At 37.0% G+C, this 13,492-nt stretch carries 13 protein-coding genes and 1 riboswitch; of the genes, 4 read left to right on the top strand and 9 right to left on the bottom strand.

Annotated elements, in window-relative coordinates; genetic code table 11:
• Window positions 1-98 precede the first annotated feature (98 nt).
• On the top strand, window positions 99-1,703 hold the full coding sequence (locus L1S34_RS04810; RefSeq protein WP_236363038.1) for a PepSY-associated TM helix domain-containing protein: 1,605 nt from the start codon (window positions 99-101) through the stop codon (window positions 1,701-1,703).
• Window positions 1,704-1,764: 61 nt separating this feature from the next.
• Here the strand turns inward: L1S34_RS04810 and L1S34_RS04805 are convergent, their stop codons facing one another.
• Genes L1S34_RS04805 through L1S34_RS04790 form a run of 4 tightly spaced genes read right to left on the bottom strand, consistent with a single transcriptional unit; the run spans window position 1,765 to window position 3,918 of the window.
• A complete protein-coding gene (locus L1S34_RS04805; RefSeq protein WP_236363037.1) occupies window positions 1,765-2,298 on the bottom strand; it encodes a DUF4252 domain-containing protein in 534 nt (177 codons plus the stop codon).
• Between the two features lies 1 nt (window position 2,299).
• The gene (locus L1S34_RS04800; RefSeq protein WP_236363036.1) at window positions 2,300-2,890 is read right to left on the bottom strand and encodes a DUF4252 domain-containing protein; all 591 of its coding nucleotides are present in this window, start codon (window positions 2,888-2,890) and stop codon (window positions 2,300-2,302) included.
• 49 nt (window positions 2,891-2,939) lie between these two features.
• Window positions 2,940-3,422 carry a hypothetical protein gene (locus L1S34_RS04795; RefSeq protein ID WP_236363035.1) on the bottom strand — a complete coding sequence of 161 codons (483 nt, stop codon included), beginning with the start codon at window positions 3,420-3,422 and terminating at the stop codon, window positions 2,940-2,942.
• Window positions 3,400-3,918, bottom strand: a complete 519-nt coding sequence (locus L1S34_RS04790; RefSeq protein WP_236363034.1) for an RNA polymerase sigma factor — start codon at window positions 3,916-3,918, stop codon at window positions 3,400-3,402. Before L1S34_RS04790 ends, L1S34_RS04795 begins: the two co-directional genes overlap by 23 nt.
• A gap of 123 nt (window positions 3,919-4,041) precedes the next feature.
• Here L1S34_RS04790 and L1S34_RS04785 point away from each other — a divergent pair, with 123 nt between their 5' ends.
• Both L1S34_RS04785 and L1S34_RS04780 read left to right on the top strand, forming a co-directional pair.
• Window positions 4,042-5,496, top strand: a complete 1,455-nt coding sequence (locus L1S34_RS04785) for a S41 family peptidase (RefSeq protein ID WP_166137153.1) — start codon at window positions 4,042-4,044, stop codon at window positions 5,494-5,496.
• 189 nt (window positions 5,497-5,685) lie between these two features.
• The gene (locus L1S34_RS04780; RefSeq protein WP_236363033.1) at window positions 5,686-6,306 is read left to right on the top strand and encodes an N-acetylmuramoyl-L-alanine amidase family protein; all 621 of its coding nucleotides are present in this window, start codon (window positions 5,686-5,688) and stop codon (window positions 6,304-6,306) included.
• Between the two features lie 77 nt (window positions 6,307-6,383).
• Here the strand turns inward: L1S34_RS04780 and L1S34_RS04775 are convergent, their stop codons facing one another.
• From L1S34_RS04775 to cobU, 5 genes are all read right to left on the bottom strand, one after another.
• On the bottom strand, window positions 6,384-8,294 hold the full coding sequence (locus tag L1S34_RS04775) for a TonB-dependent receptor plug domain-containing protein (RefSeq protein WP_236363032.1): 1,911 nt from the start codon (window positions 8,292-8,294) through the stop codon (window positions 6,384-6,386).
• A gap of 76 nt (window positions 8,295-8,370) precedes the next feature.
• Window positions 8,371-8,562, bottom strand: a riboswitch (cobalamin riboswitch).
• A gap of 50 nt (window positions 8,563-8,612) precedes the next feature.
• Complete coding sequence (gene cobC / locus L1S34_RS04770) at window positions 8,613-9,149, bottom strand: alpha-ribazole phosphatase (RefSeq protein ID WP_236363031.1); 537 nt, start codon at window positions 9,147-9,149, stop codon at window positions 8,613-8,615.
• Window positions 9,134-9,919 (bottom strand): adenosylcobinamide-GDP ribazoletransferase, encoded by a 786-nt coding sequence (locus tag L1S34_RS04765; protein ID WP_236363030.1) that lies wholly within the window; start codon window positions 9,917-9,919, stop codon window positions 9,134-9,136. The genes cobC and L1S34_RS04765 overlap by 16 nt, the downstream gene beginning before the upstream one ends.
• Before the next feature lie 51 nt (window positions 9,920-9,970).
• Entirely contained in the window at window positions 9,971-11,653 is a 1,683-nt protein-coding gene (gene cobT, locus L1S34_RS04760; RefSeq protein WP_236363029.1) for a nicotinate-nucleotide--dimethylbenzimidazole phosphoribosyltransferase, read from the bottom strand.
• Entirely contained in the window at window positions 11,650-12,165 is a 516-nt protein-coding gene (gene cobU, locus L1S34_RS04755) for a bifunctional adenosylcobinamide kinase/adenosylcobinamide-phosphate guanylyltransferase (RefSeq protein ID WP_236363028.1), read from the bottom strand. Before cobU ends, cobT begins: the two co-directional genes overlap by 4 nt.
• A 158-nt stretch (window positions 12,166-12,323) precedes the next feature.
• Between cobU and L1S34_RS04750 the strand changes: the two genes are divergently transcribed.
• Window positions 12,324-13,466, top strand: coding sequence for an ABC transporter substrate-binding protein (locus L1S34_RS04750; RefSeq protein WP_236363027.1), 1,143 nt, complete (start codon window positions 12,324-12,326; stop codon window positions 13,464-13,466).
• Window positions 13,467-13,492 lie beyond the last annotated feature (26 nt).

Here is a 13,492-nt window from a genome sequence, read left to right as displayed (position 1 = left end):
TATCAGGAGCTTATCCGGCTATCCGCTTTATCTTTTTTGAGGCCAAAAAAGGCCTCAAAAAAGGATATCGCTCCTATCCGGGCTAAAAAACACACCAAATGAAAAAAGAAAATCAAAAGGCATCTACACGAAAAAAAGATTCCAAATGGATCAAAAAAATCAAGCAGCACGTCTACACGTGGCACCGAACTTTGGCCATTATCACCATTATTCCGGTTATCTTTTGGACACTTTCAGGCATCATGCATCCGTTTATGGCGCATTTTTTTAAACCAGAAATCGCTAATCAAGAACTTCCACAAACCATCATCAAGCCGGGTCAATTACCATTGACGTTAAAAGAGGTCCTACAAAAAAACCAACTCAAAACGTTCAAAAACTTTCGCCTTGTAAACCTGAGCGATAAAACCTATTATCAAGTAAAAACCGAATCAGGAGCCCTACTCTATTTTGACACAGCCACGGCTGAAAAACTTGAAAACGGCGACCAAAAATACGCCGAAGTTCTGGCGCGTTACTTTTTACAAGATAGCACCAGCAGCATTTCAAACAGCAAAATTCTCACTGAATTTACAACGCAATATAAGTACGTCAACCGCTACTTGCCCGTGTACCAACTGAGTTTTAATCGTTCCGATGAAATGCAAGTTTACGTAGAAACCGCCTCAAGTAAACTAGCGACTTTCAACCCGAAATCGCGTCAAATTTTCATTTGGTTCTTCGATACCTTTCACAATTGGTCTTTTATTGATGCGATTTCAAATAACAGCTTGTGCATCATAGTCATGATAGTACTTTTGTCTGTGATCTCCTTTTCAGCAATAAGCGGACTCTTGATTTATGGTTTTTTCTGGAAACAATTCAAAAAAAGCGATGCGCTCGCTCCCAAAAAAGGCTTCCGCCGTTACCACCGACAAATCGGGATTTGGATTTCATTATTTACCTTAACCTTTGCTTTTAGCGGCGCCTATCACGCCACTACCAAATGGGACCCGTACACGCTATCGCAAATGGTGTACGAACCTAGCTTTAAAACCGAAGCACTTACAACTTCACTTTCTGATTTAAAATTAGATTGGAGTCGGTTTGAAAATGCCAGTGTAGTAGCTTTTCAAGACAGTTTGTACTACCGCTGCCAAATGCTTCCTAAGCAAGTAACAAAGACCAATACAGCCATCAGCGCACCCGAATCAAAATGGGCGAAGAAAGACAAACAACCACTAGAAATTGTTTACATCAACGCACAAACCAATCGCATTTCGGCCAATCTAGATGTGAAATATGCTGAATTTTTAGCCCATTATTTTACAGATGGTGCGCCAAAAGCCGCTTGTTGCGAAATGATTCCTGAAACTGATGAACCTGAAACTTCTTTACAAAGCGCAAAATTGGTTGAAACGAAAACCATTTACGAATTTGAAAGTCGTGAGTATGGTTTTGTGAACAAGCGCCTTCCTGTGGTAAAATTGGCTTATGACACGCCTGAAAATACTACTTATTTTATAGAAACAGCTACCTCAAGATTAGCCGCAAAAGTAGAAAACGCAGACAAAAGAGAAGGTTATTCCTTTGCCATTCTGCACAAATTTTTGTTTTTAGATTGGGCAGGCAAAAATGTACGTGATGCTGCAATGGTTCTGGCCGCACTTACAATTTTAATCGTGAGTGTTTTAGGATTGATTTTGTTACTAAAGAAAAAATAAAAGCCAAAAAAAAAGCGTCATAAACAAGAGTTCATGACGCTTTACTTTTTTATGACAACAATTATTTTATCAATTGCTGTAAAGGCTTGAGCTGTTTCATATCAATTTTTGATTGTTGCAGCACACTCATCATGGTCATAATGTGCGTCGGGTTCATGTCTTTGCCCAAAACACGTACAACTACAAAACCGTTTTCTTTTTTGTTACCGTACAAAATAAACTCATCGATGTGCTCGTCAGTACCCACAAAACTCACCGAAGCACCCTCTTTTCCTGAGCCAAATTTCATCAATTGCTGGTACTTTTTGTCTTTTAAAATCAAATCGACTTTGGCACGCTCTGTTTCAAACTCGGCTTTATTGGTCGCATTTGCCTTAAAGGCCAACACATTCATTTTGTCAAAAGATTTTAATGCTTCCGTCTGAGCGACTGATAACTTGCTCGCATCCAGATTCAAGATATCAGGCGAAACATCTAAGGCAACAAAGTTTTTGTTTTCGGCATGCTCCACAAAATATTTTTGTAAAGACGGCTCATTGTTACAACTTACCAAAAATAACGCCAGTAGTGCGGGAATTCCGTATCGCAATTTCATCTTACTTTCTAGCTTTACTTGCTTTTTTCAAATCATCGCCACCTGGAATACGCATTTTATCGGTCAACACTGAAATTTCATTCAAATCAAAGTTTCCAGTCAATGACATTAAAACAGTATCTTCGTTTTTGGCTCCTTCAATAAACATCAACAACTCACGTATCTGTGTATCTCCAGCACCTGATTTTACAAGAATTTTTACATTTCGGCCATTCTCGTTCACGCGCATTAACTCTTCAAGACCTGCAGTTTTAACATATTTTTCAGCTGCAAGTTTCATTTCGCCCTCTATACGAGTGCTTTTGGTTGTAAAAACTCTCAAGTTATCTAACTTTTTGATCAAAGCCAAGTAACGCTGCGTGTCTTTATCGGAGGTATCCATTTTAACTTTGCTCATTAGGTCTAACATTTTTTTGTTGACAATAAAAGACTTTACTTCAACTTGATCTTCAAATTTATCAAACGTCGATTGTGCAAAAAGCGAACTTGTAGCCAAGAACAAGGCCAAAGTGAGCGCTATTTTACGAAACGATTTTTGAATTGAAACTCCATTTTTTGCGCTAACTAACGCTTTTTGATTGATTGATTTCATGATATAATTGGGTATTTGTGATTACTTATTTTTAAATGATAATTATTGATTAACTGCCACGCTGTTTCGCAACAGGCTTTTTGAAAACTTTATTTTTTGCAATTTGATACTCTTCAACATACTGTACACTTTCTATGCCAACATTTACTTGAGTAGACAACATTGATAATGCCTTTTGTGTTGCTTCAAATGCTACTTTAGGATCTTCATAAGTCCCTAAATCTGATTGCTCAGATGCTGTTGTTTGTAAAAAAGCAAAAGTACTCCAACCTACAAGCACCACTATAGATGCCGCCACTGACCACCACAGCATTCTATTACGAACTGGTTTTACAGTTCTAAAAATTGGCAATTGTTTAGGGCACTCCTCTAATTTTGCTTGATCGAAATAACCAAAAAATGATTGGTATTGTTTTAAATGTGGCGCAGGAACTTGCGTGGAAAAATAATCACGCAGTTGCTGCTCTTCGTTCAAAGAAGTTTCTCCGTTAAAATATTTCTCTAAAAGACTATCTATCTCGTTCCATTCCATAATTGTGTGTTTTTGTCATATTTTCTCGAATTGTTTTACGTGCTCTTGATAGCGCTACGCGAATGGCACTTTCGCTCATGTTCAAAATCTCGGCCATTTCGTCAAATTCATATTGTTCAATGTCTCTCAACTGAATTATTACCCTCTGTTGTTCAGGCAACTGCAACATTATTTTGTTAACCCATTCTAGGCTATCACTATCTTCAACTGTTTGTTCAACTCTCGCTGCTCCGTCAGTATAATTGGTATGAACCAGTTGCATGTTGCCAGAACGCTTTGCTTTTAACTGATCTAAGCAATAATTTTTGGTCATGGTCATAGCTATCGCCTCTGTACTTTTGTAGGTTTGTAAGTTATCGCTCTTAGTCCACAACTTTACCAAAACTTCTTGTGTAGCATCTTCAGCTTCTTCGGTACTCACCAACAATCTTTTGGCCAATCGAAAGAGTTTGTCTTTGAAGGGTAAAACGACTGTTAAAAATTCATTTTGGTTCATACTAAGGGTGCTGTTTGACCGTTTATAAAAAGAAGACGATTCACATTTATTTTTGCAACAAAAAAATGTAAAATAAAACTAAAGGTATTATTTTTACGTTAATTAAAGAATTAAACCAAATTTATGAAAACCTACTTTAAACTATTACTCGTAGCTCTTGTTACAACTTTTTTTGTTCAAGGCTGTCAAGACAATGACGATATAGTACCACCAGCAACTCTTGAAATTCAAGATTTTATATGGAAAGGAATGAATCAGTACTATTTATGGACGGACGAAGTCGCTAATTTAGATGAGAATAGATTTCCAAATCAAGGTGCTTTGAATTCATTTCTACAAAACTACAATAAACCAGAAGATTTGTTCGCGGCTTTACGAGTAAGTTCAGATTTAGACAAATTCAGTTGGATTGTTGATGACTACTTGGAGCTTGAAGGACAATTTCAAGGGACAACCAACAACAACGGCGTTGAATTTGGTTTGGGCAGAATATCAGCTGGATCATCGGAAATTTTTGGTTTTGTAAGATATATTATTCCAGGATCAAATGCATCAACTAAAGATATTAAACGTGGTGACATTTTTACGGGAGTAAACGGAACACCACTTACCATAAGCAACTATATTTCATTACTTTACGGAGCTAACAATGATTACACATTGAACATGGCTAATTTGGTAGGAAACACGCTAGTTGCAAATGGGAAAAATATTGCTTTAACTAAAACGGTTTTGACAGAGAATCCTATCTTAGTTAACAAAGTAATTACTGTTGGATCTCGCAAGATTGGTTATTTGATGTATAATGCTTTTACCGCCACATTTGACACCCAATTAAATAACGCTTTTGGAACTTTAAAAGCACAAGGGATTACTGAACTAGTTCTTGACTTGCGTTATAATGGCGGAGGATCAGTGCAAACTGCAACTCGATTGGCGAGTATGATTACAGGTCAATTTACAGGCAAAATATTTGCAAAACAGCAATGGAATAAAGCTATTAATGATTATTTCGAAGCTGAAGATCCAAACGCATTAAACAATTTTTTTACCGATAAAATTGAAAGTACTCCAATTAATAGTTTGAATTTAACCAAGGTTTATATACTTACCTCATCTAGCTCAGCATCAGCGAGTGAATTGGTAATTAATGGCTTGAAACCTCACATTACAGTTGTTCAAATTGGAGATGTAACTGTAGGTAAAAATGTGGGTTCCGTAACTTTATACGACTCACCTACTTTTGGTACTGAAAACAGAAATCCAAAACATCGTTATGCCATGCAACCAATTGTACTTAAAATTGTCAATTCTTTAAATTTTGGAGAGTATCAAAGCGGCTTAAGACCAGACGTTTCTGTAATAGAATCAATAGGGAATTTGGGCGTTTTAGGTGACGAAAATGAGCCATTATTGCGTGCTGCTATTTCACGAATTACAAATAATGCTCGATTGATACCGCAAAGTAAAGTCACGAACTTTCAAGCAGTAAGTAACCCTATGGAAAACAACGGCTTTAACCAAATGTATCTTGAAAAAGCGCCGGAAGGTTTATTAAAAGCTTTAGAGCAAAAATAAGTTTCAACCGCAAACAAATTTAAAATGCCACAACAAGAAAGGAAACATCCTTTTTTGTTGTGGCATTTTTGATTTTGAATAACTTGGAATTGAAAATTTTTAAAGTCGAAAAATAAAAATAATGATTCACGGTACAATAAATAATACTTTTTGTAAGTTTATAAATACTAACATCAAAAAAACATACCTATGAAAAAAGCAATTCCGTATTTTGTAGCTTTAACTGCATTACTAAGTGTAGGCTTTACGCAACCTAACTTCAATAACAACAAGCAAATTCACGTAGTTATTGATGCCGGGCATGGAGGAAGCGATTTTGGAGCAAGCTCTATTCTTTATAAAGAGAAGCAAATTGTTGCTGCTATATCCCAAAAAATAAAAGCATTAAACCAAAATCAAGACGTAATAATTCATTTTACAAGAGAAGAGGATGAATTTTTATCCTTAACAGATCGAGCCAAGATGATTAGTGACATCAAGCCTGATTTAGTGCTCTCACTTCACGTGAATCAAAGTGACAATATTGCGAAATCCGGAATGGAATTTTATGTGTCAAATACTTCAAAAGACAATGATGCAACGCACACTATTGCCCAAGCGCTGCAAGAAAAATTCAAAAAAGACAACACTATCAGCGCAACAGAAATCAAAAAAGCACCTTTTTTCATTTTAAAAAAGTCAGCAGCACCAGCCGTTTTAATCGAATTAGGATACCTTTCTAATACTGCAGACAGAGCAATGCTTACCGATGAAAAACAGCAAGAAAAAATTGCCTCCACGATTCTATCTTTCGTTTCAGAATTAAAATAAAAAAATAAAAAAGCGAGATCATCATTTCTGAGTCTCGCTTTTTCGTTTCCAATTCAAACAGAATCTATTTTATAATCTTAAAATAAGAAATTCAAACCTACTTTAAAGTTTCGACCTCTGGTAGAATACCCTCTAGTCTCAACAAAATCACGATCAAAAATATTATCAACGGCTCCAAAAACTTGAAGTCTATTTTTTAGTAAATCATAACGTGCATTAGCATGCACTAATTGGTAATCTTTCAAAATTTCTGAATTTAGCACCGGATCAAAAGTTGGCGCAGGATAAGTTGTGTATTCAAAAACCCTGTCCGAAACAAATTGATACACCATATTAAATGCTAATCTAGAAGAGGCTTGATAATCAAGAGTAGCGTTTACTTTGTGTTTTGGATTTAGAATTCGAGACTGTCTTTCTAATTCTGTGAAGGTATAGTTAGCAGCGGCTTTTAATTTATCTGAAAAAGCAAAAGAAACCATAGTCTCTAGTCCGCGCGCTTTATTTTTACCAAGTACATTAAAATATTTATAATCGATTAAATCAAACCCGATAGCATCCTCCTCTTCACGTTGAAAAGCAACAGCATTAAGTACTAATTTTTTGTTTAAAATACTAGTTTCAAAACCCAATTCTGCAGTAGCATCTTTCTCTGGTGCTAAATCTAATTTTCCGTATTCAGAGTACAATTGGTACAAACTTGGAGTTACAAATGCCGTACTAAATGAAGCCAGAACTTTAAAATTTGAACTCACGTTGTAAGACGGATTAAAGTTGTAAACCAGATTATTGCCGTACTCATTATGCATGTTGTAACGCGCACCAGCATTTATGTTCAGTCCGAATTCAGCGTTATAAACCAAAGTAAAATAAGGATCAATCATGTTGAATTTTGCCAATTCAGTTGGAATTACAGCAAACTCACTTTCGTTTGACATTTCATGAAACTGAAATTGCACACCAGTTACCAAGAAAAATTCAGAGCTGAAATTGTATTTGTTGAATAAATCAGCATTGATATTTCTTGATTTGTAATTGCTTAAGCTCCCGAAATTAAAAATTCCTCTTTCAATCAAGCCTGCACTAGCATTCAAAACTAATTCGCCTTTAGCATATTTCAATTTCGGTGTAAACCCAACTCTGAACTGCTCAGAAACGCTAAAATTATCTTTATTGTCTGCAAATGAACCTGAATCAAAATCGCTTTTCAAACGATCATAATTAGAGAAAAAATCTAATGAAAATGCTTCATTTGCTTTAAAGCCTACTTTTACCACTGCATTAACGCGGGAAAAAGCATCATTTTCAAAAACATCAGCATTTGATGCTGGTCGTGCCTCAGAAATACCAGTTGTTTCAGTGCTATTTAGTGCCGTGAAGTAACTGAATTTTTTAGATCTACCGTTTACTGCAATACCTTGATTAAAATCTTGCAAACTATAATCAACAATTTTAGCAGCCGTTTGCGAACCCATATTCACGTAGGCATTTCCAGCGATTTCTTTTTTAGCTGCTTTTTTAAGTGTAATGTTGATTACTCCTGTCGCAGCTCCAGAACCGTACAAAGTACTTGAGGCTCCTTTTAAAATCTCGATGCTTTCGATTTGTTCAACCGGCAAAAGACGTAAGTCGTAAGACAAACTAATTCCAGAAGCATCCGTTACCGGAACTCCATCGATCATAACTAAAACTTGGTGATTGCGTCCGCCACGAATGTAAAGTCCTAAATCTTTACCCATTCGGCTTTGGTTTCCGTTGATTTCAACACCAGCAACAGTACTCAAAATGGAGGCTACTGACTGTCCCGCTCTTTTTTTAAGATCTTCGGCGGTGATTTTAACAATTACTTTTCCTGATTTTTCTTTAGCCAAAGTAAATTTTGAATCAGATACTACTACCTCATCTAGGTTTTGAGGCTCTTGTTCTTGTGCAAACGCACCCATTGCAAAAAATAATGCAAGCGCACTGAAGCGAATGAATTTTTTGTTCATTTTAAAAATGTAAAATTTTAATAACTGGGAGAAAAGCACAGAATTACCCATACCCAAACCTTTTTTCCCGAAAGTTTGATACTCGATGTAATGGGCAGGTCTCCTGGCTTGCGTCTTGTTGTTGACCTTCTCATCCGCCACGGCGGACAATGGTTTTGTAGATAACAACAAGCTTGGTAGCTTACAGTTGCGGGTACAGCTTAGGTTTTGAACCTAATTCCCTTTTAATGCTATTGGAACAAACTGAACCAATAACAACCTCAATACTGGCGCAAATATAGAATTATAAAAGTTTACAATGCAACAGAAATTTGATTTTTATATTTCAAGCCGAATAACTTGACCAAAATCGACCTTGTTTTGAAAAGCATCTTTCAGCGGTAAATTGCTGTACGCACATAAAATACTTCGAATTACGCCGGCGTGTGCGACGATTACAATTGGTTTTTGCGATGATTGGGTTAATTCTGTTTCAATAAAAGACAAAACACGATCATGCAAATCAAGAAAAGATTCGCCATTAGGAACACGAACCGAAACAAAATCAGCCATCCAAGGTTGTAAAACGGCTTCATCAATCGCATTCCATGGTTGAAGTTCCCAATCGCCAAAATTCATTTCGAGCAATCGATCGTCGTGCTTTATTTGAGGGATAGCAGCATACTTTTGAATAAATGTTGCCAAAATACGGCAGCGTTGCAACGGACTAGAAAACAAGTCAAAATCAGAAGGCAATTGTTTTACTATTGCTTCAAAGACAGATTCGTAAGGTGATTGAATCTCGACATCGGCTTGACCGTAGCAGACTCCTTTTTCGCAAACAGTTTCGGTGTGGCGAACTAAATAAATTTCCATATTGCAATATTTGAAAGATAAAAAACAACTTCACATACTTGTTGAGTAGCACCCAAACAATCGCCTGTATAACCGTCAATCCATTTTTGGAAGTAGCGCGCCATAAAAATTCGCGATACCGTTACAGGAACAATAGCTAACAAAAATAGAGGTTGTTGGACCGTCAATAAAACCATAGGTAGCAATCCAAAAAAACAAGCTCCTACTACTTCACGCCAAGTAAAATTTTGAGCAATTGGTTTGCTTTTACTTGTGGCGTCATCTCGTGAATATTGGTGGGTAAATACAATTGAAATCGCCGCAAATCGACTCAAGGCATGACCGCAAATAAAAAACAAAGCAATCCAATAAAATGAAGTGCTATCGACTGCAACTAGCTCGTGTAAAGCTAAAAATTTAAGTAAAAAAAGTAAGACTACCCCAATGGCTCCATAGGCTCCAATAGCACTATCTTTCATGATGAGTAAGATTTTTTCTTTGGTCCAACCGCCTCCGAAACCATCACAAACATCAGCAAAACCATCTTCATGAAAAGCTCCTGTGATCAAAATGGAAGCAATCATGGACAAAACCAAAGCTATACTTTCATTAAAAAGCTGGCTGCCCAAAAAGTAAATAGCAAATGAACCGCTGCCAACTATCCAACCAATCAAGGGGAAATAACGAGATGCTTTATTGAGAGAATCAGCATCATGATCGATGTTTTTGGGACAAGGAATCCTGGTGTAAAACATCAAGGCAGTAAAAAACAAGTGTATTTCTTTTTTCATTTGTAGTGTATTAAAAATCATTTCCTTCTCTCGGAAATTTTTAAATTAGGATTAAATTTCTTTCGAGTTTACTCCGGCACTTTCAAAACTGGCCATTTCATTCAAAAAAGCTACAGCCGATTGCAGCAAAGGAAATGCTAGCGCACAGCCCGTTCCTTCGCCCAAGCGTAAATCCAATTGTAACAAAGGACGAACGCCTAAGTAGTTTATGATTTTTTGATGCCCTTGCTCAGCTGATAAGTGACAAAAAATCGCGTTGTGCAAAACAGCAGCATCTTTTTTATAGGCTACCAAAAAAGCAACCGTAGCTATAAAACCATCCACGAGTATCAACATATTTTGTGCTTTTGACTCTAGCATGGCTCCCGCCATTTGCATGATTTCGAAACCTCCAAAGTAGGCCAATTGACTATCTAATGTTTCAGGACCGGTATAATTATTCAGCGCTTTTTTAGCAATTTCTAGTTTAAATTGGAGTTTTTCATTGGCAATTCCTGTTCCTAAACCGATACATTCTTCGATGGGGATTTGCAGCAAGACACTCATCAAAACAGCTGCTGTTGTGGTGTTCCCAATTCCCATTTCGCCAAAACCAATACAATTGCAATTAGTTTGCGCTATGGTACGAACAATTTCGGCTCCTTTTGAAAAACACAATTGCAACTCGGTACTACTCATGGCTGGATCGTTCAAAAATGAAGCCGTGCCCTTCCCTATTTTAGCAGCAATTAAGGCTGTGTTTGTCGGGAAATCGTAGTTTACACCAGCATCTACAATAGACAGTTCAATGTTGTGCTGCTTGCAAAAAATATTTATGGCGGCGCCACCATCCAAAAAGTTAGTCACCATTTGCCTAGTAACATCTTGCGGATAAGCGCTAACGCCATGGTTGGCAATGCCATGATCTGCGGCAAAAACAAACAAATGTGGCGCGATAATTTTTGGTGAATCAGTTTGGAAAACCAATGCTATTTGCTTCGCCAAAGTTTCCAAAATACCTAATGAGGCAGTAGGTTTTGTTTTTTGATCTATTTTGAACTGAATCGCTGCTTCAAAAGAGAGATTTTTTGATTGTTGTTGCGGAACAGCAGGATTAATTATATCCTCCAAAGGGTGTAAAAAGTCAATGGTTGTCACCTGCGCAGCGGACTGTTTTTCTCGCCATTCCATTTGTTGCAACATGGGTTGCTTGCCATAATCCGTAGCCGGTTTGCCAACGCAAAAATAGCCCAAAGGCTCAATATGTTCCGGTAATCCGAGTAGTTGTTTGAATTGATGATAATTTAAAATCGACACCCATCCCATAGAAAATCCTTGCTCTGTGAGCGAAAGCCAAATATTTTGTGCTGCGCAAACCGCACTAAACTTGATTGACTCATTGCTGCCCACGGTGCCAATGGTAAACGAATTTAGCACCGAACGATCATAGGCAATTACCAAGCCAACAGGCGCCTCCTCTATTGCTTCTAATTTCAAGGCTTTGTAGGATTGCTCTTGTTCTAGATTGTCAGTTTGGGCAATGGCTTTCGCATCATAAGCCACAAAGAGTTTTTTTATTGCTTTTTTTACCTCAGCAGAATGAATCGTGTAATAGCGCGTAGCATCAGTTAAACCTACAGATGGCGCATAGTTTCCGGCTTGTAAGGCTTTTGCCAAAACATCATCCGGAACAGGATCTGCGGTAAAATGACGGGTATCGCGACGCGATTGCATGATTTTATCTAAATGTGTCATTTTGCTTTTTTAATTTCAACCGGAATTCCTGAAACCATCAGCACCACATTATCGGCTTTGCTCGCTATGTATTGATTCATCCAGCCCTGCAATTCGGTAAACTTGCGTCCAACCGCAGTTTCGGCGTGAAGTCCCATTCCGATTTCGTTTGTAACTATGATAATTGTAGCATTTTCTTGTTTTACTAAAGCATCAATTTCATCTTTGGCTTGTTCCAAACATAAGGGTACATCATTTTTTGTATCGACAAAAAAGTTAGTCAGCCAAAGCGTCACGCAATCTACTACTGCTACTTTGCCAGAAAAATCAATCTCGCTCAAAAATTTCTCTTTTTCGATATTGATCCAACGTTCGTCTCTGTCTTTTTGATGTCGGTCAATACGCTCTTGAAAATTAGCATCCCACTTTCGCGCAGTTGCAACATATAAAGGTTGTTCTACTAACTTTTTCGCGAGATTTTCGGCATAGGAACTTTTGCCTGAGCGCTCACCACCTGTAATTAAATACATCATTTGAAAATCATTTAGATGCCAGACTAAAAACTAAAAAGTACTATCGCCTGCATTTTTTTGAGGGGTAAAGATAGTGTTTGTTGATTTTTTTACTGCAAAAAATAAACAAGAAAATAGATTAATTTGGGCTACCTTTGCCGTGATTTTAAATTTACCTCATGAGAATTTCAGTACCAAATTTACTTATGCTCCTTGTTTTTGTTGCTTTAAGCTCTTGCAAAAACGAGGTAAAGTCGGATAAAAGAATCACCCAAAAAAGTCAGAATAGCATTTTGTATGCCAGTGGTTTATCAATTGTATCCTATGATGGTTATGACGTAGTAACCGTATCTGATGCTTGGCCGCAAGCCAAAAAAGATTTCACCTATGTGTTAAAAGAAAACCAAGCTCAAATTCCAGATAGTTTGTCTGAATATGAAACTATAAATGTACCCTTAAAAAGTATCGTAGTTACCTCAACTACCTCGATTCCGTTTTTAGAAATGTTGGGTGTTGAAAAAAAATTAATTGGTTTTCCGCATACAGATTATGTTTCATCAGTTAAAACGCGTCGACTCATTGATGCTGGAAAAGTGACTAATATTGGGCAAAATGAAAAGCTAAATATTGAACAATTAATTGCATTATCACCTGATGCCATAGTGACTTTTGGTATTGATAATTCAAATCCTGTTCTGGATAATTTACAAAAAAGTGGTTTAAAAGTATTGATTCAAGCCGATTGGATGGAACAAACTCCTCTTGGAAAAGCAGAATGGATCAAATTGTATGGCGCTCTGTTTGGAAAGAAAAAAGAAGCTAACACACTTTTCAATACTATTGTAAAAAATTATAAAGAGGCGCAACAAATGGTAGCTACTAAAAAACCTTCAAGCACAGTTTTATATGGGTCGATGTACGCAGACACTTGGTACGTTGCCAAGGGAAACAGTTGGGTAGCACAATTTATGAAAGATGCAAAAGCCAATTACCTTTGGTCAGATGTGGCCGGCTCCGGAAGCTTGAATTTACCATTTGAAAAAGTTCTTGAAAAAGCTCAAAATGCAGATTATTGGATTGCCACTGGAGCGATCAAAAGCAAAACTGAATTTGAAAAAAGTAATCCGCATTATGCTCAATTTACAGCCTTACAAAAAAATAAAGTTTTTACTTTTGAGGCCAAATTAGGAGCCAAGGGCGGCACGATTTATTATGAAACCGCTGCCAGTAGACCTGATTTAGTTTTGAAAGATTATATTAAAATTTTTCATCCAGAGGTGCTGCCAAATTATAATTTTACCTTTGCGGAACAATTGCAATAATCGCAAAACATCTTTTAAAAAATAAC

This window comes from Flavobacterium sp. K77, from assembly GCF_021608205.1.
Taxonomy (GTDB): Bacteria; Bacteroidota; Bacteroidia; order Flavobacteriales; family Flavobacteriaceae; genus Flavobacterium; species Flavobacterium turcicum.
The sequence above is the reverse complement of the archived record's forward strand: the minus strand, read 5'-3'. Positions and strand labels throughout refer to the sequence as shown.